Genomic DNA, 22,201 nt, shown 5'->3' with positions numbered 1-22,201 from the left:
TCGGGCGGTCCGGCTGCCAATGCCAAGCTTGCTTGATCTGTATCGGATCAGGCCTCGCGCAAGGTCTGCAGCGGCGGACGGCGCAGCACGTGGCGCAATCCGGCCCAGCCCCCAAGAGCCGAGCAAGCCGCACCCAGCCCCATGCCCGCCACCCACACCAGCGGACTGAAACTCCACTCGAAATTGAAGACGTAATGCGCCAGCGCCCAGCCGATGCCGGCCGCCCCGCTGGCCGCCAGCAGCCCGGCCAGCGAACCCACCAGCAGCACCTCGATGCGCTGGGCGCGCGAGAGCTCCTGGCGGGTCGCCCCGAGCGCACGCAACAGGCCCGCTTCACGGACACGTTCATCCTGCGACCCTGCCAGTGCAGCGTACAGTACCAGTACACCTGAACACAAAGTGAACAGGAACAGGAACTCTACAGCTGCAATCACTTGACCGACCACTTCCTGAATCTGTGCCAGTACACTTCCGATGTCCACGACGGTCAGATTGGGGAAGTCGCGTGCCAGCGTGTTGCCCAAGGCCTCCTGCTGCGGCGTCAGGTGTACCGCCGTGATCCAGCTTTGCGGCGTATCGCGCATGAGCGTCGGGTTGAGGATGACGAAGAAATTGACCCGCAGCGAACCCCACTCCAGCTTGCGCAGGCTGGTCACGGGGGCTTCCACCAGTTGGCCGGCGATGTCGAATTGCAGCTTGTCTCCCAGCTTGATGCCCAGGGTCTGCGCCAGCCCGCGCTCCACCGAGGCTTCCGGGTGGCTGTCGTCGTACCAGCGGCCGCCCACGATGCCATTGCCGGGGGGGATGTCGCGCATGGTCGAGAGATTGAATTCACGGTCCACCAGGCGCTTGGCGCGGTCTTCCTGATAGTCCGAGGGATTGACCGCGCGCCCGTTGATCTGCACCAGCCGCCCGCGAATCATCGGATACAGTTCCGCATCCCGCACCCCGCCCTGGCGCAGTGCCTGCTGCACGGCCTGGCGCTGGTCCGGCTGGATATTGATGATGAAGCGGTTGGGGGCATCGGCCGGCGTGGCTTGCCGCCATGCGCCAACCAGGTCGCCTCGGATCACGGTCAGCAGCAGCAGCGCCATCAGGCCCAGGCCCAGCGCCACCACCTGCATCACGGCGGCGGCCGGACGACGCTGCAAGCCATCGATGGCGAAGCGCCAGCTCTGGCGATCCACCAGCCCGCGCAGCGAACGCAGCGCACGCAGGCACAGCCAGGCCACCAGCGCGAAGAGACCGAAGCCGCCGAGGAAACCGGCGATGGTCAGCAGCCCCAGCTTGAGATCGCCCGCCTGCCACAGCAGCAAGCCGGAAAACACCAGCGTGCCCAGCACATAGGTCCCCACCGTCAGCGCCTGCGGTGCGCCCTGGTCGCGCCGGATCACGCGGTTATGCGGCACGTTGCGCAATTGCAGGATGGGCGGCAAGGCAAACCCGACCAGCAGCAGCAGACCGGTCGCCACGCCCTGCAGCGCCGGTGCCCAGCCCGGTGGCGGCAAGGCGGTCGGCAGGAAGTTGCCCAGCCATTGCAGCAGCGCAAAGTGGGCGGCAAAACCGACCAGCATGCCGATGAAGCTGGCGGCGAGCCCGATGAGAATGAATTCGGTGAGATAAAGCGTGGTCACCTGCGCCTGCGTCATGCCGAAACAGCGCAGCATCGCGCAGGCATCCAGATGGCGCAGCATGAAGCGGCGCGCCGCCATGGCCACCGCGAGCGCGGCCAGCATGGCCGACAGCAGCCCGACCAGCGACAGGAATTGTTCGGCGCGGTCCAGCGTGGCGCGCATTTCAGGGCGGCCGTTTTCCAGTGATTCCAGGCGCACGCCGCGCAGCTTGTCGGCTTCGATCTGGCGTTCGATCTGCTGCTGGTAGCGCTGCACGGCCTCCCCCGGCCCGGCGATCAGCAGGCGGTAGGTCACGCGCGAACCGAGTTGCACCAGGTGCGTGGCGGCGAGGTCGGCTTCATTGAGCATCACGCGCGGCGCGAAGTTGACGAAGGCGCTGCCGCGATCGGGTTCGACCGCGATGACAGCGGCGATCTTCAACTGCAGATCGCCCAGTTTGAGGGTGTCGCCCACTTTCACGTCGAGCTGGGACAGGATCTGCGGATCCACCCAGAGGGTCCCCGGCTGCGGAATGCCGTCGGCAGGCCGGTCGCGGCCATCGCTGCCCTGCAGCCGCAACTGGCCGCGCAAGGGATAGCCCGCCGTGACGGCCTTGATGGACGAGAGTACCGAGCGGGCCGCATCGCCCTCCCCGGCTTGCGCCATGCTGGGGAAGACCTGGGTCTGCGCCTGCTGCAAACCTTGCGTAGCGGCCTGCTGCAGCCATTGCGGTGACAACGGCTGGTCGGCCGCCACCAGGAGATCGGCCCCCAGCAACTGGTGCGCATCGCGCGTCATGCCGGCGCGCATGCGGTCGACGAAGAAACCGACCGAGGACAGTGCCGCCACTGCCACGATCAAGGCAATCAGAAGGAAACGGAGTTCACCGGTGCGCCAGTCGCGCAGGGTCATGCGCAATGCTTGTTGGAACATGCAGGGCCAGTCGTCAAGGAATCAGGGTTCAGGAAAATACATGAAAGCGTCAGCGCAGCCACACCGCCACCACGCCCACCGCCAGCAGCACGCAGAAAGCGCCCAGCATGCGCAGGCGGCGGCGCATGGCATCCATGGTGGCGACCAGTTGCGCATTTTGCTCGGCCAGGGTGTTGATCAACTGGCTGGCTTCGAGCTGCTCGGCTTCCAGCTGGACGATGCGCTGGGCCAGCTGGCCGACGTCGCCGGTGACCGGCGCGGGCGGCGCGGCATCGACTGCGGTCTTGGCCTTGCGTGTGCGCGACCACAGGTCACGCGCGCCCTTGACGATGCCGGGGGTGGCCTGGACCACGTCGCCCCAGGGAATCAGTTTGATGGCGGACAGCCAGCTCAATCCCATCTGCGCTACTCCTGAAAAAGATTTCGATAAGGAAAATCGGATACGGCTTGTTGCAATTTCGTTGCAGAAACGGGCGAACCGGCCTGCTCTGTCTTCTTCTAAGACAGGCAAAATGTCATTTTATCCCGACAAGCTGCAAGCCTTCTGAAGCTGCCTCGCCCCTGAACAACCGGAGTCCCCCCCATGAAAGCCCCCCTGTCCCTGCTGGCAGCGACCCTGCTGCTGTGTGCCGGCAGCGCCTTCGCCGCCGATTGCACCAAGGCCGCCACCCAGGCCGAGATGAATGCCTGCGCCTCGCAGACCCTGACCCAGAACGACGCCGACCTCAACGCCACCTACATGGCCTATCGCGACAAGCTCAACAAGGCGCAACAGAACCAGTTGCGCGAGGTGCAGCTGGCCTGGCTGAAGTATCGCGACCTGTCCTGCCGCTTCGAGAGCTCGGCCAGTGCCGGCGGGTCCGCAGCTTCACTTGCGCTGCAAACCTGCCTGGCCGAGAAGACCCGCCAGCGTGCGGACGAACTGAAGAATCTGGCTGGCTGCCAGGAGGGCGATCTCAACTGCGTGCGCTAGTCAGAACATTAACTTTCATGCTGTAATGCTCGCGTCTGAAGAATCAGACCGATCAGACCCACGAATCCACCTTGCCCCAGGGAGTCTCTCATGAAAAAAATGCTCTTCGCCATGACCTCGTTCGCACTGGCCGCCCCGCTGCTGCTGGGGTCCCCCGCCATGGCGCAGAATACCCAGCAGGACAAGATGAAGCAATGCAACGCCGACGCCGCCGGCAAGAAAGGCGATGAACGCAAGGCCTTCATGTCCTCCTGCCTGAAGAAGGAACAGCCCAAGCCGGCCACCCAGCAGGACAAGATGAAGCAATGTAACGCCGACGCTGCCGGCAAGAAGGGCGACGAGCGCAAAGCCTTCATGTCGTCCTGCCTGAAGAAGGACAAGTAATTTCCCTTCACGTCCCGCCAACCCGGCCGGGACGCCCAACAAAAAACCCGCAAGCTGCCTTGCGGGTTTTTTGTTGTCTGCGCAGAGCAATCAGTGCTGCGTGCGCTTGAAGAAGAACAGCCCGGCGCCCACCAGCATCAGCACGCCCCCGAAGAAACGGTTCTGCGCCTTGATCGCCTTCTGGCTACGGAAGAAGCGTTGCAGGCGGCTGGCCGCAAAGGCGTAGCCGTGCATCACCACCAGGTCCACCGCCACCATGGTCACGGCCAGCACCAGCAGCTGCAGCCACAGCGGACGCTCGTGATCGATGAACTGCGGCAGCACTGCGACCATGAAGACGATGCCCTTGGGGTTGGTGGCATTGGTGAGGAAACCCGTCATGCAACGCTGCCACCAGTGCTGGCCGCGCTGGGCGCGCGCCACGGCATTGGCGTTGTCGAGGGCTTCGCCTTCCTGCTCCGAGGGCACGCGGGCGCGCCACTGCGAGAAGCCCAGGTAGATCAGGTACAGGGCACCGGCGATCTTGACCCCGTTGAAGGCGGTTTCGGAAGCCACCAGCAACGAACCCACACCGGCACCGGCAATGATGAGGACCACCACCAGCGCGATTTCCAGGCCGAGGATGGTGGCCGTGGTGCGGCGCAGGCCGTAATTGAGGCCATGGCTCATGGAGAGCACCGCGCCCGATCCGGGCGAGATGGCGATGACGCAGGCGGCGAGGAAAAATGCAAACCAGGTTTGATAGGCCATGAGAAAACTCGATGAGGCAACGGGAAAGAAGGAACGGTACGGCACACGGTACAGCAGGCAAGCCCGGAACAGCTGAAATGCGGCTGCACCAACGTGTTGGCCATTATAAGCAAAGCAGCAACGAATGCTTACAAATCCACGATGAATTGAAACACTTTCACGTCGTCTTTCACGTCGGCGGCTCGTTATAGGAAGCAAGGCGACACGACATGATGAAGCGATTACGCAAAATCAAGCGCCGAGCGTAACAACCACTTTCTAAAGGAAATTGCCATGAAAACCAAATCCGTCATCGTCGCTTCCCTGCTGACCGCACTGGCCCTGCCGGTGTTCGCACAGACCGGCAACGCTGCGCCGGCCGCGCCAGCAGCAGCCACGGCCAAGGCGGAAGCCGGCAAGACCGACACCGCGCCCAAGGCCAAGACCACCCATCACGCCAAGCACAAGAAGGCGGACAAGTCGGAGAAGAAGGCTGACGCCAAGAGCGAAGCCAAGACCGACAGCAAGGCCGATACCAAGGCCACCACCGATACAGCGACCAAGACCAAGTAAGACCGTACCGGGACAGTCCCGGTACAGATAGCAGATACATCGCAGTGAACTAGCAGACACGCAGCACACACCGTACACACCGTACATACCGTACTACTGACGCAAACAGACGCTTGTCTCTGAAAGGACATCACCATGAATACCAAGACCATCATCGTTGCCTCCCTGCTGTCGGCCCTGACCCTGCCGGTGTTCGCCCAGACCGGTGCAGCCGCCGCCCCCGCCGCTCCGGCTGCCACCACCGCCGCTCCGGCCAAGACTGAAGCCGCCAAGACCGAGACCGCACCGAAGGCCAAGGCCACGCATCACGCCAAGCACAAGAAGTCGGAAAAGTCGGAGAAGAAGGCTGACACCAAGACGGAAGCCAAGGCTGAAAAGAAGGACGCCGGCACTGCGGACACCAAGACAGCCGCCACCGACACCGCTGCCAAGACCAAGTAATCCAGGCAAGACCGTACCGGGCCAGTCCCGGTACAGATAGCAAACACGTAGCAAACATGTAGCAAACACATAGCAGACACATCGCACACACCGTGCACTGCGTACTACTGACACTGACCAGACACTAGTCGTTGAAAGGACATCACCATGAAGACCAAGACCATCATCGTTGCTTCCCTGCTGTCGGCCCTGACCCTGCCGGTGTTCGCACAGACCGGCTCTGCCGCCGCCCCGGCTGCTCCGGCTGCTACCACCGCCGCCCCGGCCAAGGCGGAAGCCGCCAAGACCGAGACCGCGCCCAAGGCCAAGGCAGAACATCACGCCAAGCACAAGAAGTCGGAAAAGAAGGCGGACAGCAAGACCGAAAAGAAGGCCGACAAGAAGGAAGCTGCCGGTGCAGAAAAGCCGGCCACTGATGGCGCCAAGAAGTAAGCCGTCCGCAAGGAGCAGCACCCGGGCATCGGATTCGTCTCCTGCCCGGACATGTCAGGGATGACAGGGATATCGCCCCCGCACCATCAGGTTCGGGGGCGATATTTTTTATATCATTTAAATTGTTCTCTTTGCTGCGACAGCATGCTCAGACCGATATGCCCGATGCAGCTCAATCCTGCTGCCACCTCAGGGCAATGCGTTCTCCCGCCTGCGCAAAATGCGCACAGTCCATGCCCACGCCTGCGGCAAACAGCAGATCCTCACCCGCCCACACCAGCGGAAGGTAAGGCCGTTCCCACGCAGGGACATCGGCGCTCTGGTACTGCTGCTTGAGGCTGCGCGCCGGACGATTCTGCGCCAGCTTGATGCGCTCTCCTCCGCTGCGTCCACACACCAGCAGCGATTGCGCACCCAGCCACGCGGCATCGAAGCCGGGCCGCACATCGCCGTCGGAAACGGGCTCGAAATGCAGGGTGCCGTGAAAGACCGGCACGTGGATCTGCGCCTGCCCGCTCCAGCGCAACGAGAGTGATGCGCCCTCATCAGGCAGGCTGCGGCGCGGTGCCAGGAAGACGCGCTCGCGGTAGCGATGCACTTCGCCATCAGGATGGGAGACGCACAGCTGCGCTTCCACATCGGCCTCCAGCAATTGGCTACGCATCTCCTGCATCCACGCGGCCGACGGCATGCGCATGCCGCGCAGTCCGAACCAGTGACGCATCAGGTTCAGGAAGCGCTGTTCGCTCAGGGCACGCAGCGCAGGCATGCGCAGGTGATCGCCTTCACGACATTGCGCCAGATCCTGTTCGGCCACTTCGCGCAGCAATTCCTGCGCGCCCTGCGCATGCCCGGCCGCACGCGCCAGACGCTGCTGATAGCCGGGGAAGACCTGGCCCAATGCCGGCATGACCTGATGACGCAAGGCGTTGCGGGTGTAGCGCGGATCGCTGTTGGATTCATCCTCGATCCAGGCGAGCGACCAGGCGCGTGCGCCCTCTTCCAGCTGCGCACGCGGGATGGCCAGGAAAGGCCGTGCGATCAGCGTGTCCGCATCGCCCAGCAAACCGGGCGCGGCATTGCATTGATCCATGCCCGACATGCCCGCCAACCCGCTGCCGCGCAGCAGTTGCAGCAGTACCGTTTCGGCCTGGTCGTCGAGATGATGGGCCGTCAGCAGCAGGCGCGCACCCTGTGCGCGGCACAGCCGCCCCAGCGCGGCATACCGCGCCAGCCGTGCCGCTTCTTCCACGCCGCTGTCGCCCACCCTTTCCAGTTGCACGCGTTCATGCGCACAGGGGATACCGCGCTGCGCACAGACCTGCTCGGCATGCGCCAGCCAGGCATCGGCATTGGGCGAGAGCCCATGATGCACATGCAGCGCCACCACGCGGGCGCCGCTTTCACGCTGCCACTGCGCGGCCGCTTCCAGCAGCACCGTGGAATCGAGCCCACCGCTGAAGGCCACGGCCAGCGTGTCCTGCGCGGGATCGAAAGCGGTCGCGGCCAGCGTGGCGTGCAATGCCTGCAGCAGCTTGCCGGTGATCTTGCCGGAGGAAGGAGAAGAAGAGGATTGATCGGACATGGGAAACCGGCACCTGAAAAGACAAACGCCAGCGAAGCAATCGCTGGCGTCCGGGAAGAAGAAAATGCGAACCGAAAACTTATTCGGCCGAATTCAATTCCTTGAACTTGCCATAGGCCATCAGCTTTTCGTGACGTGCGGCCAGCAGGTCCTTGGTCTTCATGCCCTGGAACTGGCGCAGCGAATCCGATAGCGCGCGCTTGAGCAAACCGGCCATCTGCTTGGGATCGCGATGGGCGCCGCCCAGCGGTTCATTGACGATCTTGTCGATCAGGCCGATGGCCTTCAAGCGATGAGCGGTCAGGCCCAGCGCTTCGGCCGCATCAGCGGCGCGGTCGGCGGTCTTCCACAGGATGGAAGCGCAGCCTTCCGGGGAGATCACCGAGTAGGTCGCATATTGGAGCATGAGCACCGAGTCGCCCACGGCGATAGCCAGCGCGCCGCCGGAACCGCCTTCACCGATGATGGTGGCGATCAGCGGCACCTTCAGTTCGGCCATCACGTACAGGTTGTGGCCGATGGCTTCGGACTGGCCGCGCTCTTCGGCATCGATGCCGGGGAATGCGCCCGGGGTATCGACAAAGGTAAAGATAGGCAAACCAAACTTCTCGGCCACCTTCATCAGGCGCATCGCCTTGCGATAGCCTTCCGGCTTGGGCATGCCGAAGTTGCGCATGGCGCGTTCCTTGGTGTCGCGCCCCTTCTGGTGGCCGATCACCATGCACGCCTGGCCGTTGAAACGGGCCAGGCCGCCGACGATGGACTGGTCGTCCGCAAAGGTGCGGTCGCCGTGCAGTTCGTGGAAATCGGTGAAAATCTCGCGCACGTAGTCCATGGTGTAAGGACGCTGCGGATGGCGCGCAATCTGCGAAACCTGCCAGGGCGTGAGCTTGGCGTAGATGTCCTTGGTCAGCTGCTGGCTCTTCTTGACCAGGCGCTCGATCTCTTCGGAGATGTCGACGGCCGAGTCATCCTGTACAAAACGCAACTCTTCGATCTTGGCATCCAGCTCGGCGATGGCCTGCTCGAAGCCCAGAAAAGTCGTTGTCGATTTACTCATTGTGTTCCTTTTTCAACAAGTCCGATGATGTGGCGAGAATCGCTGACAATGCCGACCCGGTGCGGGTTGCGGCGCGATGATCCCCGGCTGCATCGGTTTGCCTTCAAATCTTGGGAGGTGCGGAGTATACACCAGCACGGCCCCGGCGCAGCAGCGCCGGACGCACCCACTTCCTCTTGGATCAATAATCGGAGGGCAGCGGGTCCAGGCTGCGCCACAGATACCAGGTCGCCACGGTGCGCCACGGTTCCCAGTTCGCGGCGACTTCCCGCGCATCGCTGCGCGAGACGGGCTCGCCCGAGAAATAGCTGATGCTGATGCCCTTGAGCAATCCCAGGTCATCCAGCGGCAGTACGTTCGGGCGCAGCAGATTAAATATCAAAAACATCTCGGCTGTCCAGCGGCCAATCCCGCGGATCTGGATCATCTCGGCAATGACGGCTTCGTCTTCCATCTCCGCCCATTTGTCGGGATGTACCGTCTTGGCCTTGAAGTGGGCCGCCAGATCGAGGATGTATTCGGCCTTGCGCTTGGACAGGCCGCACGCCGCCAGCCCTTCCGGACCGGTGCGCATCACCTGGCTTGGCGTGCAACGCGGACAGGCTTCCAGGAAGCGCTGCCAGACCGCATTGGCGGCCTTGGTCGAGATTTGCTGGCCGATCACCGAACGCGCCAGCGTGGTGAAGGCGTCGCCGCGCACCGTCAGCTGCAGGTCCCCGAACTGCGGGATGATCTTGCGCATGATGCGGTCGCGCTTCATCAGCTCGGCCTTGGCCTCTTCCCAGTAGGCCGGCACGATCAGGCTGGGATCGGCTTCGCTGGCTTTTCGGTTGGTATTCAAATCAAGCTCTCCGCCACTCGGTCAGGCCGCCCGGTTTGTCTTCCAGAATGATGCCGGCCGCAGTCAGCTCGGCACGGACCCGGTCGGCTTCGGCGAAGTTCTTGCCGGCCTTGGCCGCCTTGCGTGCTTCAATCAGGGCTTCGATCTCGGCTTCGCCCAGACCGTCTGCCGCTGCCACGCCGCCCTTGAGGTACTCGGCCGGTTCGCGCTGCAGCAGGCCGAGGATGCCGGCCAGCGCCTTCAACTGGCGCGCCTGCGCCGGCGAACGGTCACGGTTGACCTCATTGGCCAGTTCGAACAGCACCGAGATCGCCACCGGCGTGTTGAAGTCGTCGTTCAGGGCCTCTGTGAACCTTTGTGCATGCGCTTCATCGGCCACCAGGGCGCCGGCTTGCGGCGGCACATCCTTCAAGGCCGTATACAGGCGGGTGAGTGCCTGGCGGGCATCGTCCAGATGCGCATCCGAGTAGTTCAGCGGGCTGCGGTAGTGGGCGCGCAAGATGAAGAAACGCAACACCTCCGGATCGTACTTCTTGAGCACGTCGCGAATCGTAAAGAAGTTGCCCAGGGACTTGGACATCTTCTCGTTGTCGATGCGCACGAAACCGTTGTGCATCCAGTAATTCACGAAGGTGTGCTGGTGCGCGCCTTCGGACTGGGCGATTTCATTTTCATGGTGCGGGAACTGAAGATCCTGGCCACCGCCGTGGATATCGAAATGGTCACCCAGCAGGTCGCTGGACATGGCCGAGCACTCGATGTGCCAGCCCGGACGGCCGCAGCCCCAGGGCGAATCCCACTTGGCTTCGTCCGGCTCGCTGGGCTTGGCCGCCTTCCAGAGCACGAAGTCCAGCGGATCGCGCTTGCCGGTGTTCACGTCCACCCGTTCGCCGGCGCGCAGGTCGTCCAGCGACTTGCCGGAGAGCTTGCCGTAGCCGGGGAAGTCGCGCACGGAGTAATTGACGTCGCCATCGCTGGCCTTGTAGGCCAGGCCGTTCTTTTCCAGCTTGCCGATCAGGTCCAGCATCTTCGGCACGTATTTCGTCGCACGCGGCTCATGGTCGGGACGCTGCACGCCCAGGGCGGCGGCATCCTCGTTCATGGCCTCAATGAAACGATGGGTCAGTTGGGCGATGGTCTCGCCGTTTTCGGCGGCGCGATGGATGATCTTGTCGTCGATATCGGTGATGTTGCGCACGTAGGTCACGGCGTAGCCGGAGGCGCGCAGCCAGCGCTGCACCATGTCGAACACCACCAGCACGCGCGCATGGCCGATATGGCAATAGTCATACACGGTCATGCCGCACACGTACAAGCGCACCTTGCCGGGTTCGATCGGGGAAAAGGTCTGCTTGTCACGCGCCAGCGTGTTGTAAATCTTGAGCTCGCTCATGGGATGGGAATTCTGGGGTTGGCGTTGCCGCTGTGGGCGACGGGTTCATGCACTACCTGGGGCCGGCACCGGACTAAAACGTGGCGCTGGCAGGCCCCTGCCTGGGTTTCATTGTTCTAGCAGCAGTTGCAACATGAACGGGTCACGGTAGCCAAACCTCTTTTTGTCTTACTTGTTTGATATAAAATGCCAGCTTTCTTCGAATTTCTTCGAGTATAGCATCGATAAAACCATGGCCCCAGAATCACAAGAAGAGACATCCATTCATGGTTTGCGCGGTTTGATCAGCAAGACTGCCCACAAGACGGCAGTGTTGTCCAGCCTGGTGGCGGCCCTCTTCGGGGTGCCCGCCACGTTTGCGCACGCCAGTGAAATGTCTGACATCAACAAGCTGATGCGGGCCGGACAGTATGCCGAAGCACTGACCAAGACCGATGCCGTGCTGGCGAAACACCCGCGCGATGCGCAACTGCGTTTCACGAAGGGCCTGATCTTAGCAGAACAAAACCGTTCTGCCGAGGCCATCGCGGTGTTCACCAAGCTCACCGAGGACTTCCCCGACCTGCCCGAGCCGTACAACAACCTGGCCGTGCTGTATGCGGCCGACGGCCAGTACGACAAGGCGCGCGCCTCGCTGGACATGGCCATGCGCACCAATCCGACCTATGCCACGGCGCTGGAAAACCTGGGCGATGTCTATGCCAAGCTGGCCAGCCAGGCCTATGACAAGGCGCTGCAGATCGATCCGGGTGCCAACGTGCCGCAGCCCAAGCTGACGTTACTGCGCTCGCTCAACGGCAACACCACCGGTGGCACCGTGCCGCGCCTGGCTTCGGCCGCCTCCGCCCAGCGCGACGCCAAGGCCAAGGCCGAGGCGGCTGCAGCCGAACAGCAGGAGCGCAATCGCGCCCTGGCGGCCGAGAAACTGGCGCAGCAGGCGGCGGCCGACAAGGCTGAAGCCGAAAAGACAGCCATCTCCAAGGCCACCAGCGAGAAGGAAAAGGCTGCAGCCGACAAGGCGGCCGCCGAGAAAGCCGCTGCCGACAAGGCTGCCGCAGACAAGGCCGCAGCAGAGAAAGCTGCAGCAGACCGGGCCGCCGCCGAGCGCGCCAAGGCCGAGAAGGCCCGCGCAGAGCAGCTGGCCGCCGAACAGGCGCGCGCCCAGAAGGCCGCTGCCGACAAGGCTGCTGCCGAGCAGAAGCAGAAGGAACTGCAAGCGCAGAAGGACAAGGAACAAGCCGACAAACTGGCCCGCGAACAAGCCGCCCGCGTCGAGAAGGACAAGGCCGCCCAGGCGGCCGCCGAGAAGGCGCAAGCCGACAAGCTGGCTGCGGCCGAGAAGGCCAAGGCCGACAAGCTGGCCGCCGCCGAAAAGGCCAAGGCCGAGAAACTGGCCGCTGCCGAAAAGGCCAAGGCCGACAAGGCCCGTGCCGACAAGGAAAAGGCCAAGGCCGAAGCCAGCGCCGAACAGGACAAGGCCATCGTGCTGGCGGCCTTGAATGGCTGGGCCAAGGCCTGGAGCGACAAGGACGTGCGCAGCTACCTGGGCCATTACGCCAGCGACTTCGAGACGCCCCGTGGCGCCTCCCGCAAGGAATGGGCCGAAGAGCGCCGCGCCCGCATCGAGGACAAGGGCCGCATCAGTGTCAAGGTCAGCAATGCCACGGTGAGCATCAATGGCAACATCGCGACCGTGCGCTATCGCCAGATATATAATTCGGATCGGCTGACGGTGGACAGCCGCAAGACCCTGATTTTCGTCAAACAGGGCAATCGATGGCTGATCAAACAGGAACGATCGGGAGGGTAATTGGTGGCTAGCGCTTTGCAAAGGCGTCCCGCGCGCATGCTGGGACGCCTGTTGATGTTGTGCCTGGCGGGTCTGCCAGCGATGGGCAGCGTGGCATCGTCTTCTTCCATCCCGCCGCAGGGCAATACGGCCGGAGCACCCGCTGCCAAGCCGGATCCGGAAGCCCTGCTCATCGATATCTACAAGGACCTCGGTGCCAACCGCCTGCGCGAAGCCCAGGCCAAGGCCGACGCGCTAGTGGCGGCCTATCCCACCTTCCGCCTGGGCCACCTGGTGCGCGGCGACCTGCTGTTGATGCATGCCCGTCCGGTGCGCAACTTCGGCGCCATGGCCGACGGCCCCAGCGACAAGCTCAAGGAATTGCGCGATGAAGCCATGGTGCGCATCCGTTCCCTGCAGGAAAAGCCGGACCCCAAACTGATCCCCAAGGCGGTGCTGCAAGTGGGCGACGACCAGAAGAACGTGCTGGTGGTCGACACCACCCGTTCGCGCATGTACGTCTACGAGAACCAGGGCGGCGAACTGAAGTTCCAGACCGACTTCTACATCTCGCAAGGCCGCTTCGGCGCCAACAAGACCAAGTCCGGCGACCAGCGCACGCCCATCGGCGTGTATTACGTGAACAATCGCATCCCCGGCCCCAAGCTGCCCGATTTCTATGGCACGGGAGCCCTGCCGCTGTCCTACCCCAACGAATGGGACAAGCGCAACGGCCGCAGCGGCTATGGCATCTGGCTGCACGGCACGCCCTCGGACAACTTCAGCCGTCCGCCGCTGTCCTCCGATGGCTGCGTGGTGCTGGCCAATCCGGACCTGCAGAACCTGTATTCCACGGCCGAGGTCGGCAAGACGGTGGTGGTCATCAGCCAGCACGTGCAGTTCGTCGACAAGAATGAATGGGCCCGGCAGCGTGATGCCGCCTCCTCCATGCTGGAAGAGTGGGGCCAGTCGCTGGAGAATGCAGATGCCGACAAGGTACTGTCGTATTACTCTCCCGAATTCCGCTCGGCCCAGGGCGAGAACCTGGCCACCTGGTTCGGCCGCCAGCAGAAGAGCCTGAACGGGGCGCGCTATACCAGTGTCAAACTGCGCGATGTCAGCCTGTTCCGCTATCCCGGCACACCGGAAGACATGATCGTCAGCACTTTCACCCAGGAAAGTGCGGTCGGCAAGAGCAAGAACGCGATCCGCAAGCGCCAGTACTGGGTGCGTGAAGGATCGCAATGGAAAATCATTTACGAAGGCAACGCATGATCCTCTCCCGCCGTACTCTGCTGCGCATGACCGCAGCATTCACTCTCTCGGCTACGCTGGCCGCTCCTGTGCTGGCCGCCGATGCACCGCGCGTGCTGCTCAAGACCAGCATGGGTGACATCACCCTGGAACTCAATCCCGAAAAGGCCCCGGCCTCGGTCGACAATTTCCTGAAATACGTCAAGAAGGGCCAGTACAACGGCACCGTCTTCCACCGCATCATCAACGGCTTCATGATCCAGGGCGGCGGCTACGACCAGAACATGCGCGAGAAGGCCACCGAGGCGCCCATCAAGAACGAGGCCAATAACGGTTTGCAGAACGAGGTTTATACTGTGGCCATGGCGCGCACGTCGGCACCCCATTCGGCAACGGCCCAGTTCTTCATCAACGTGGCGGACAACCGCTTCCTGAACTACCCCGGCCAGGACGGCTGGGGCTACGCCGTTTTCGGCCGGGTCATCGCCGGCACCGACGTGGTCGACAAGATCAAGCAAGTGCGCACCGGCGCCGGCGACGTGCCGGCCACGCCTGTTGTGATCGAATCGGCCACCCTGGTCAAGTAAGGCCGGCCTGCCGTCACGCAGCCAAGGCGGGCCCAAGTCGCCCGCCGGTTTTTTTCATTCCCCCACAAGCAAAGGATTCATCATGGCAGTTCTGCTCACCACCAACCACGGCACCATCAAGATCGAACTGGATGCCGAGAAGGCCCCCAAGACGGTTGAGAACTTCCTGGCCTACGTCAATGCCGGCCACTACAACGGCACCATCTTCCACCGCGTCATCGACGGTTTCATGATCCAGGGCGGCGGCTTCGAACCCGGCATGAAGCAGAAGGAAACCCGCGAGCCGATCGAGAACGAAGCCAAGAACGGCCTCAAGAATGAGCCCTACACCCTGGCCATGGCCCGCACCGCCGCCCCGCACTCGGCCTCGGCGCAGTTCTTCATCAACGTCAAGAACAACAGCTTCCTGGACTTCCCGGGCCAGGACGGCTGGGGCTACTGTGTCTTCGGCAAGGTCGTCGAAGGTACTGAAGTGGTCGACAAGATCAAGGGCGTCAAGACCACCCGCGCCGGCATGTTCGCCGACGTGCCCGCAGAAGACGTGGTGATCGAGAAGGCAGAAGTGGTCTGAGCCTGATCCGGACCGCTGACTTCACCGACCATGACTGATTTCCAGTTCATGCAGAAAGCGCAACCGACGGTTGCGCTTTTTGTTTCCGACCTCCATTTGCAAGCCGCCCTGCCCCGTACCACCGAGGCTTTTCTGTCCTTCCTGCAGCGCCATGCAGTACAGACGCAGCAACTGTACTTGCTGGGTGACGTGTTCGAGTACTGGGCCGGTGACGACGACCGTACTGCTCCCTACAACCAACTGATTGCTGACGCACTGCGAACTGTACAGGTGCAAGGTGTGCAACTGTACTGGATGGCAGGCAACCGCGATTTCCTGGTGGGCCAGGCATTTGCCGATGCCGCCGGGCTGACGCTGCTCGACGACCCGCACGTCATCACCGCTGCCGGCCGCACGCTGGCACTGGCCCATGGCGATGCGCAATGCACCGATGACCAGGCCTACATGGCCTTCCGCGCCCAGGTGCGGCAACCGGCTTACCAGCAGCAGTTCCTGGCCATGCCGCTGGCGCAGCGCAAGGCCATCATCGAAGGCATCCGCAAGAACAGCCAGGACGCCAACCAGAGCAAGGACATGGCGATCATGGACGTCAATGCCGGCGCCATCGATGCGCTCTTTGCGCAGACCGGCACCGATGTCCTCATCCACGGGCATACGCACCGCCCTGCCCTGCATCGCCTGGATGGCGGCAAGCTGCGCTATGTGCTGCCGGATTGGGAATACGACGTGGACACGCCGCGTGGCGGCTGGATCAGCCTGACGGCCGACGGAGCGCTGCACCGGCATGATGTGAACGGCGACGAGATCGCCTGATCTCGCTGTACATGCTTCATCGCTGCGGCAGATGCCGTGGCGAGCTACGCAGCCGGCCTGAAGCCGGCTGCGCTCCTTCTCCTCAATCGACCAGCCGGTTCAGTTGCGCGGCGTCGAATTGTCCGGCCTCTTCAAGGCGTCGACACCCTATCCCCGCACCCTGCAAGGCGGCCAGCACGGCTTCCAGTTGCTGCTCCTGCGCGGCCACCTGGTTGATGAGTCCGTGCAGCGCCTTGGACAGCGGATCATCGCCATTGGGCATGACGCCATAGGCCGCAAACAGGCGTGCTGCCGCCTGGTCACGCCCGGCCGGCGCGGCATTGCGCTCGACGATGCGCGCCGGGTTACCCACGGCCGTGGCGCCGGCCGGCACTTCCTTGGTGACCACTGCATTGGAACCGACCTTGGCCCCGTCCCCGACCGTAAAGCCACCCAGCACCTTGGCCCCGGCACCGATGATGACGCCGCGCCCCAGTGTCGGATGGCGCTTGGCGCCCTTGGCCAGCGATGTGCCGCCCAGGGTCACGCCCTGGTAGATGGTGGAATCGTCACCGACGATGGCGGTCTCGCCGATGACCACCCCCATGCCGTGATCGATGAAGACACGGCGGCCGATGGTGGCGCCGGGATGAATCTCGATGCCGGTGAGGGTACGGCCAAGCTGCGAGATGAAGCGTCCCAGCCACTTCATCTCGGCCTTCCAGCAAGCCTGGGCCCAGCGATGCAGGATCACCGCATGCAGGCCCGGATAACAGGTCAGCACCTCCCAGCTATTGCGCGCGGCAGGGTCGCGCTCACGGATGCTGGCAATGTCTTCTCTGAGTCGGCTGAACATGGTGTGTTTCCTGAAACGTTGAGTGAAAACGGCGATTGAAGTGAAACTTGAAGTGTTCCAAAAATGGAACGGCCAAAAAAAATCGCCGGACACGAAGTCCGGCGATGGTGTCATGCGGGATGACCGGACTTACTTGGGCAAGCGCTGGCGTCGCGCCTCGTACAGACAGACGCCGGAAGCCACGGAAACGTTGAGGCTCTCGACCGAACCGAACATGGGGATGTTGACCAGCACGTCGCAGGTCTCGCGGGTGAGACGGCGCATGCCTTCGCCTTCGGAGCCCATCACCAGCGCGGTGGGGCCGCTGAAGTCGCCTTCGTAGAGCCCCTTCTCGGCATCATCGGAGGTGCCGATGATCCACACACCGCGTTCCTTCAGGTCGCGCATGGTGCGGGCCAGGTTGGTGACGGTGATGTAGGGCACGGTGTCGGACGCACCGCTGGAGACCTTCATGGCCGTGGCATTCAAGCCCACGGCGCGATCCTTGGGGGCGATCACGGCATGCGCACCGGCACCATCGGCCACGCGCAGGCAGGCGCCCAGGTTGTGCGGATCGGTGATGCCGTCGAGGATCAACAGCAGCGGCGGACCGACCACGGCATCCAGCAGTTCATCGAGGGTGCGCGCCAGCGACAGCGCGGCGGCCTTGGCCACCACGCCCTGGTGACGGCGCGTGCCGACCATGGCCGCCAGACGCTGGTCGTCGGCCTGGATGATGCGCACATTGGCTTCCTTGGCGGCATGCAGCAAATCCAGCATGCGGCGGTCGCGGCGCTCGGCATCCACGTAAATCTCTTCCACCGAGGAAGCCTCGTGGCGGATGCGGGAGGTCACGGCATGGAAGCCGAAAATCATTTTGCTCTTCATAGATCCTGCTTGTGTCTTTCGTCTTGCTCGGGGCAACTGCCCCACGTTCCATCAAACCCGGACTGCGCATTGCGCAGGTCCGGGGACTTGCTCATCGCTTCTTCTTGCCCTTGCTGTAGCCCTTGGACGCAGCGCGCTTGCGGTCGGCTTCGCCGGGGCGTGCCGGGGCGGTGCGCGCGGCACCGGCCTTGGCTTTGGCGCCACCCTTGGGCTTGCTGCCCGCTGCAGCGGCAGCTGGCTTGGCGGCGGCGCCCCTCTTGCCACGGGCTGCCGGCTGAGCTTCATCGGCACTCTGCCTGCCGCCACCGGACTTGCCGCGCGCGGCGTTTTCAGCGCGCTTGGCTTCGTTCTTGATGAGGGTGCGGATGCCGGGCTCGTTGACCAGCGCCAGGTCGATCTTGCGGGCATCCAGGTCCACGCGGCTGACCTGCACGGTGACGCGGTCGGTCAGCTGATAGCGGATGCCGGTACGTTCGCCGCGCAGTTCGTGGCGCGCTTCGTCGTACTGGAAGTAGTCCGCACCCAGTTCGGTGACGTGCACCAGACCTTCGATGTAGAGCGCATCGAGTTGGACGAAGATACCGAAGGTGGCCACGCCGGCGATGGTGCCGGTGAATTCCTCGCCCAGCTTGTCGCGGATGAAGTAGCACTTGAGCCAGGCTTCGACGTCGCGCGAGGCCTCATCGGCACGGCGCTCATTGGCCGAACAGTGCAGGCCCAGGGCTTCCCAGATCGCCAGTGCGCTCTCGCCGCGCGGCTTCTTGCCGGCCGCCTTGTCGGTGGCACGCTGCAGTGCCTGCGCCTTGCGGGCGGCGGGCGAGATCGAGGTGTTCAGCGCCGTGCTGTCGATACCCTTGGGCTCGTAGCGCTTGCCTTGCAGCACGGCCTTGATGGCACGGTGCGTCAGCAGGTCGGGATAGCGCCGGATCGGGCTGGTGAAGTGCGCATAGGATTCATAGGACAGGCCGAAGTGGCCGATGTTGTCCGGGCTGTAGACCGCCTGCTGCATCGAGCGCAGCAGCATGGTCTGGATCAGCACCGCATCGGGACGCGCCTTGACCTTGGGCATGAGCTCGGCGTAATCGGAGGCGCTGGGGGTGTCGCCACCGCCCAGGATCAGGCCGATCTGCTTGAGGAAGGTGCGCAGCTGCGTCAGCTTTTCCTTGGTCGGACCGGCGTGGATGCGATACAGCGCCGGGTGATCGTGGCGCTTCAACAGGTCGGCCGCGCAGACGTTGGCGGCCAGCATGCATTCCTCGATCAGGCGGTGCGCATCGTTGCGGGTGCGCGGCAGGATTTTCTCGATCTTGCCGGCGGCGTTGCAGACGATGTAGGTCTCGGTGGTCTCGAAGTCGATGGCACCGCGCGCCTGGCGTGCCGTCAGCAGCGCCTGGAAGACTTCGTACAGATGCGTCAGGTGCGGCACCAGGCCGATGCGGCGCGCCGCTTCCGGGCCCTTGGTATTGGCCAGGATCGAGGCCACTTCGGTATAGGTCAGGCGGGCCGCCGAGTGGATCACGGCCGGATAGAACTGGTAGGCCTTGATCTCGCCCTTGGCGGTGATGACGGCATCGCACACCAGGGTCAGGCGGTCCACGTCCGGGTTCAGCGAGCACAGGCCGTTGGAGAGCTTTTCCGGCAGCATCGGGATCACCCGGCGCGGGAAATACACCGAGGTGCTGCGCTCCAGCGCATCCACGTCCAGCGCGTCGTTGGGCTTGACGTAGTGGCTCACGTCGGCAATGGCGACGATGAGGCGATAGCCCTTGGTGCGGCCGATCTTGACGGGTTCGCAGTAGACGGCATCATCGAAGTCGCGTGCATCTTCGCCATCGATGGTGACCAGGGGCACGTCGCGCAGGTCGACGCGGTCCTTGAGGTCGGCGGCCTTGACTTCGCTGGGCAGCTTGGAAGCCAGCTTCTTGGCGGCTTCCGAGAATTCATGCGGCACGCCGTACTTGCGCACGGCGATTTCGATTTCCATGCCGGGGTCGTCGATATCGCCCAGGATCTCGACGATCTTGCCCACGGGTTGCGTGTAGCGGGAAGGATGCTCGGTCAGTTCCACGCTGACCACCTGCCCGGCCTTGGCCTTGCCCGGGGGGCCGGCCAGCAGCACGTCGTGGCCGATGCGCTTGTCTTCGGGGGCCACCACCCAGACGCCGTTCTCATTGAGCAGACGGCCGATCACGTGGGTATTGGCGCGTTCCACCACTTCGACGATGGTGCCTTCCGGGCGGCCACGGCGGTCGGTGCCGGTGATGCGGGCCTGCACGCGGTCGCCGTGCATGACCTTCTGCATTTCCTTCTCGGGCAGGAACAGGTCATCGGCCCCTTCATCGGGCAGCAGGAAACCGAAGCCATCGCGATGGGCGGAAACGCGGCCCAGGATGAAGTCCGGCGAGTGGGTCAGCTTGTAGTTGCCGGCGCGATCCGGCTTGATCTGGCCGTCGCGTTCCATGGCGTTGAGGCGGCGCGTGAGGCCGTCCATTTCTTCCGGCTTGACGCCGAGCGCAGCGGCCAGCGCGGCAGCGTTTTGCGCGCCCGAGGAAGTACGCAGGATGCCGAGGATCTCTTCCCGGCTGGGGATGGAATAGGGGAATTGGCTCAAAAGTTTCGTTTCGCGCAATTGTTATAAATGCCAAGGCGAAGGTCGCCCAAGCGGACGGATGTGCCTAGTGTAACGGAGTTGCGGCCATTTACCTAACCGCAATACGAAGGCAAAAAGGGGGCGAGGCATCGTATTGCAACGAAAATGATGGCACGGCAGCGAAAAAGTTGTTGACAGCGCTTTCAGACCGTCTATAATCACGGTCTTCGCTTTACAGCGCAGCCCACGTGGCGGAATTGGTAGACGCGCATGGTTCAGGTCCATGTGCCGCGAGGTGTGGGGGTTCGAGTCCCTCCGTGGGCACCAAAATAGAAAAGGTCGATTGACGAAAGTCAGTCGGCCTTTTGTATTTTGGGGTCCACGAGCAAAGCGCCTGCGCGCTTTGCGGGAGGGACGAGAAAGTCCGGCCTTGCAAGGCCGGACGGGGTCGCGGGACGCGACCGAGTCCCTCCGTGGGCACCAAACAAAAAAGGTCGAATGATGAAAATCATTCGGCCTTTTGCGTTTTTTAGAGCCTCCCATCCTGAGACACTTGATGAAGAGAATGTTTTGCGATGCACTTGAGACATGAATACACGCATCCCATCCCCAATAGGCTGGTTAATTGATAAGCAGCTCGTATTGATGGCCAATCTATAAAGTCCAAAACAGATTTCAGAGCACAAAGAGGTTTGGCAAAGTACATGCCGCCGCTGCCATCGAGCGTACAAAGCAAAACCTCACCCCAAAAATCTGATTAGGCTGGGAAAATCTTCGGGGGGGTAATCGCATCAGAAATCTTCGCGGCCGTCGGCCTTGGACTCCTCGGGAATTCGAATTTTCCCAATTGAGCTCAATGGTAGTAACCACAGGTCGAAATATAATAGAGTGTCAATCTCAATTAATATTGAATTCTCTTAGCGGTAAGCCCTGTTTGTGTTATTGCACTAAATACTGACCCAGGATTTGCATCGAATCCTGACCCGTACGAGTTTCTATTATTACGCAGATGCCTTTTCTGCGGCTCCTCCTTTCTTCGTGTTTCGAGTGGAACTGTTCTTGAAACGGTAGCTGTCATTGCCTGTTTCGACAATGTGGCAGTGATGAGTGAGTCGGTCGAGTAGAGCGGTAGTCATTTTGGGGTCTCCGAATACGGTTCCCCATTCTCCGAATCCGAGGTTAGTGGTGATGATTAGGCTGGTACGCTCATAGAGTTTGCTGATGAGGTGGAATAGCAAAGCCCCGCCTGCTTGGCTGAATGGAAGATAGCCAAGCTCATCTAGTATTACGAGATCAGTATGTAGAAGGCGTGTTGCCAAGTTTCCCGCTCGCCCTTGTTGCTTTTCCTGTTCAAGCATGTTCACGAGCTCGATTGTGGAGAAATAGCGTACGCGGGCACCGTGATGCTCAATATGTTGATTTGCTCGCAGATTTGACCCTCTCCATTTGACCCACCTTCCATTGCCTGCTGAAGGCAGCCACCCGCTCATACGACCCCTCGTATCCCAGCTCTCTTAAGTCCAGGAACATCTGTTTCAGGGTCCTTCTTTGCTTCCGAGATTTGACCGCCTCTGCGCTGAGCCAAGCGGAGAGCCTGGCGGTGAAGTCATCGAGCGAGCTTGGCGAACGCCTTGCTGGATAAGCAGGTTCGCTGACATCGGATCGGATGTAGCGGCGAACTGTGTTGCGGGATATGTCGAGCCTGCGGGCGATTTCCCGAATTGAGATGCGGTCTCTGATGTACCAGCGTCGAATAATTCCAAGTAGGGCCACGTCTATCACTCCGTTCTCCCGCTCGCTGTCATGAGCAGGATTGTGGTCTAAACATGGGTCAACTTTGGATGCAAATTTCCTGGGAAATGGAGTGAACCCTCGGGCTGGACCAAGGCTAGGAGATGAAGTGATACGCTTGTCGAGCCTTCTCAGGAGGAGCGACAT

General features: G+C 62.5%; 21 protein-coding genes, 1 tRNA gene and 1 pseudogene. 11 read left to right on the top strand and 12 right to left on the bottom strand.

Annotated elements, in window-relative coordinates:
- Nucleotides 1-47: 47 nt before the first annotated feature.
- Both ACLRDN_RS09385 and ACLRDN_RS09380 read right to left on the bottom strand, forming a co-directional pair.
- Nucleotides 48-2,546 carry an ABC transporter permease gene (locus ACLRDN_RS09385; RefSeq protein WP_413459900.1) on the bottom strand — a complete coding sequence of 833 codons (2,499 nt, stop codon included), beginning with the start codon at nucleotides 2,544-2,546 and terminating at the stop codon, nucleotides 48-50.
- A 49-nt stretch (nucleotides 2,547-2,595) separates the two neighbouring features.
- A complete protein-coding gene (locus tag ACLRDN_RS09380) occupies nucleotides 2,596-2,946 on the bottom strand; it encodes a hypothetical protein (protein ID WP_121039432.1) in 351 nt (116 codons plus the stop codon).
- A 183-nt stretch (nucleotides 2,947-3,129) separates the two neighbouring features.
- On the opposite strand from ACLRDN_RS09380, the gene ACLRDN_RS09375 reads away from it, so the two are divergent.
- Both ACLRDN_RS09375 and ACLRDN_RS09370 read left to right on the top strand, forming a co-directional pair.
- On the top strand, nucleotides 3,130-3,519 hold the full coding sequence (locus ACLRDN_RS09375) for a lysozyme inhibitor LprI family protein (RefSeq protein WP_413459899.1): 390 nt from the start codon (nucleotides 3,130-3,132) through the stop codon (nucleotides 3,517-3,519).
- A 90-nt stretch (nucleotides 3,520-3,609) separates the two neighbouring features.
- Nucleotides 3,610-3,903 carry a PsiF family protein gene (locus ACLRDN_RS09370; RefSeq protein ID WP_413459898.1) on the top strand — a complete coding sequence of 98 codons (294 nt, stop codon included), beginning with the start codon at nucleotides 3,610-3,612 and terminating at the stop codon, nucleotides 3,901-3,903.
- 90 nt (nucleotides 3,904-3,993) lie between these two features.
- On the opposite strand, the gene ACLRDN_RS09365 is transcribed toward ACLRDN_RS09370, so the two are convergent.
- A complete protein-coding gene (locus ACLRDN_RS09365; protein ID WP_413459897.1) occupies nucleotides 3,994-4,653 on the bottom strand; it encodes a LysE family transporter in 660 nt (219 codons plus the stop codon).
- A 273-nt stretch (nucleotides 4,654-4,926) separates the two neighbouring features.
- Between ACLRDN_RS09365 and ACLRDN_RS09360 the strand changes: the two genes are divergently transcribed.
- From ACLRDN_RS09360 to ACLRDN_RS09350, 3 genes are all read left to right on the top strand, one after another.
- Nucleotides 4,927-5,205 carry a hypothetical protein gene (locus tag ACLRDN_RS09360; protein WP_413459896.1) on the top strand — a complete coding sequence of 93 codons (279 nt, stop codon included), beginning with the start codon at nucleotides 4,927-4,929 and terminating at the stop codon, nucleotides 5,203-5,205.
- 135 nt (nucleotides 5,206-5,340) lie between these two features.
- The gene (locus ACLRDN_RS09355; RefSeq protein WP_413459895.1) at nucleotides 5,341-5,646 is read left to right on the top strand and encodes a hypothetical protein; all 306 of its coding nucleotides are present in this window, start codon (nucleotides 5,341-5,343) and stop codon (nucleotides 5,644-5,646) included.
- A gap of 147 nt (nucleotides 5,647-5,793) precedes the next feature.
- On the top strand, nucleotides 5,794-6,078 hold the full coding sequence (locus ACLRDN_RS09350) for a hypothetical protein (protein ID WP_413459894.1): 285 nt from the start codon (nucleotides 5,794-5,796) through the stop codon (nucleotides 6,076-6,078).
- A gap of 172 nt (nucleotides 6,079-6,250) precedes the next feature.
- Here the strand turns inward: ACLRDN_RS09350 and tilS are convergent, their stop codons facing one another.
- The 4 genes from tilS to cysS all read right to left on the bottom strand — a co-directional run bounded on the left by tilS (nucleotide 6,251) and on the right by cysS (nucleotide 10,957).
- Entirely contained in the window at nucleotides 6,251-7,663 is a 1,413-nt protein-coding gene (tilS, locus tag ACLRDN_RS09345; RefSeq protein WP_413459893.1) for a tRNA lysidine(34) synthetase TilS, read from the bottom strand.
- A gap of 79 nt (nucleotides 7,664-7,742) precedes the next feature.
- Nucleotides 7,743-8,723, bottom strand: coding sequence for an acetyl-CoA carboxylase carboxyltransferase subunit alpha (locus tag ACLRDN_RS09340; protein ID WP_008327848.1), 981 nt, complete (start codon nucleotides 8,721-8,723; stop codon nucleotides 7,743-7,745).
- A 181-nt stretch (nucleotides 8,724-8,904) separates the two neighbouring features.
- Complete coding sequence (locus tag ACLRDN_RS09335; protein ID WP_413459892.1) at nucleotides 8,905-9,564, bottom strand: DNA-3-methyladenine glycosylase family protein; 660 nt, start codon at nucleotides 9,562-9,564, stop codon at nucleotides 8,905-8,907.
- Between the two features lies 1 nt (nucleotide 9,565).
- A complete protein-coding gene (gene cysS, locus ACLRDN_RS09330; protein ID WP_413459891.1) occupies nucleotides 9,566-10,957 on the bottom strand; it encodes a cysteine--tRNA ligase in 1,392 nt (463 codons plus the stop codon).
- A gap of 232 nt (nucleotides 10,958-11,189) precedes the next feature.
- Here cysS and ACLRDN_RS09325 point away from each other — a divergent pair, with 232 nt between their 5' ends.
- From ACLRDN_RS09325 to ACLRDN_RS09305, 5 genes are all read left to right on the top strand, one after another.
- Entirely contained in the window at nucleotides 11,190-12,767 is a 1,578-nt protein-coding gene (locus tag ACLRDN_RS09325) for a tetratricopeptide repeat protein (RefSeq protein ID WP_413459890.1), read from the top strand.
- Between the two features lie 36 nt (nucleotides 12,768-12,803).
- Complete coding sequence (locus ACLRDN_RS09320) at nucleotides 12,804-14,021, top strand: L,D-transpeptidase family protein (protein ID WP_413459889.1); 1,218 nt, start codon at nucleotides 12,804-12,806, stop codon at nucleotides 14,019-14,021.
- Nucleotides 14,018-14,587 (top strand): peptidylprolyl isomerase, encoded by a 570-nt coding sequence (locus ACLRDN_RS09315; protein WP_413459888.1) that lies wholly within the window; start codon nucleotides 14,018-14,020, stop codon nucleotides 14,585-14,587. The genes ACLRDN_RS09320 and ACLRDN_RS09315 overlap by 4 nt, the downstream gene beginning before the upstream one ends.
- A gap of 82 nt (nucleotides 14,588-14,669) precedes the next feature.
- A complete protein-coding gene (locus ACLRDN_RS09310) occupies nucleotides 14,670-15,158 on the top strand; it encodes a peptidylprolyl isomerase (protein WP_413459887.1) in 489 nt (162 codons plus the stop codon).
- A gap of 30 nt (nucleotides 15,159-15,188) precedes the next feature.
- Entirely contained in the window at nucleotides 15,189-15,971 is a 783-nt protein-coding gene (locus ACLRDN_RS09305; protein WP_413459886.1) for a UDP-2,3-diacylglucosamine diphosphatase, read from the top strand.
- 82 nt (nucleotides 15,972-16,053) lie between these two features.
- Here the strand turns inward: ACLRDN_RS09305 and cysE are convergent, their stop codons facing one another.
- The 3 genes from cysE to rnr form a co-directional block, all read right to left on the bottom strand.
- Nucleotides 16,054-16,806, bottom strand: coding sequence for a serine O-acetyltransferase (gene cysE / locus ACLRDN_RS09300; protein WP_413459885.1), 753 nt, complete (start codon nucleotides 16,804-16,806; stop codon nucleotides 16,054-16,056).
- Between the two features lie 129 nt (nucleotides 16,807-16,935).
- Nucleotides 16,936-17,673 carry a 23S rRNA (guanosine(2251)-2'-O)-methyltransferase RlmB gene (rlmB, locus tag ACLRDN_RS09295; RefSeq protein ID WP_413459884.1) on the bottom strand — a complete coding sequence of 246 codons (738 nt, stop codon included), beginning with the start codon at nucleotides 17,671-17,673 and terminating at the stop codon, nucleotides 16,936-16,938.
- 91 nt (nucleotides 17,674-17,764) lie between these two features.
- Nucleotides 17,765-20,284 carry a ribonuclease R gene (rnr, locus tag ACLRDN_RS09290; protein ID WP_413459883.1) on the bottom strand — a complete coding sequence of 840 codons (2,520 nt, stop codon included), beginning with the start codon at nucleotides 20,282-20,284 and terminating at the stop codon, nucleotides 17,765-17,767.
- Between the two features lie 221 nt (nucleotides 20,285-20,505).
- On the opposite strand from rnr, the gene ACLRDN_RS09285 reads away from it, so the two are divergent.
- Nucleotides 20,506-20,590: transfer RNA gene (locus ACLRDN_RS09285), tRNA-Leu, on the top strand.
- A 674-nt stretch (nucleotides 20,591-21,264) separates the two neighbouring features.
- Here ACLRDN_RS09285 and ACLRDN_RS09280 read toward each other — a convergent pair.
- Both ACLRDN_RS09280 and ACLRDN_RS09275 read right to left on the bottom strand, forming a co-directional pair.
- Nucleotides 21,265-21,681, bottom strand: a pseudogene (locus ACLRDN_RS09280) (ATP-binding protein); the annotation flags it as partial.
- Nucleotides 21,671-22,201: a winged helix-turn-helix transcriptional regulator gene (locus ACLRDN_RS09275; protein ID WP_413460377.1), complete on the bottom strand. Its 531-nt coding sequence runs from the start codon at nucleotides 22,199-22,201 to the stop codon at nucleotides 21,671-21,673. The pseudogene ACLRDN_RS09280 and the gene ACLRDN_RS09275, both read right to left, overlap by 11 nt.

This window comes from Herbaspirillum huttiense (assembly GCF_047300815.1).
GTDB classification, from domain to species: Bacteria; Pseudomonadota; Gammaproteobacteria; order Burkholderiales; family Burkholderiaceae_D; genus Herbaspirillum; species Herbaspirillum huttiense_A.
This window is presented reverse-complemented; position numbering and strand designations above follow the sequence as displayed.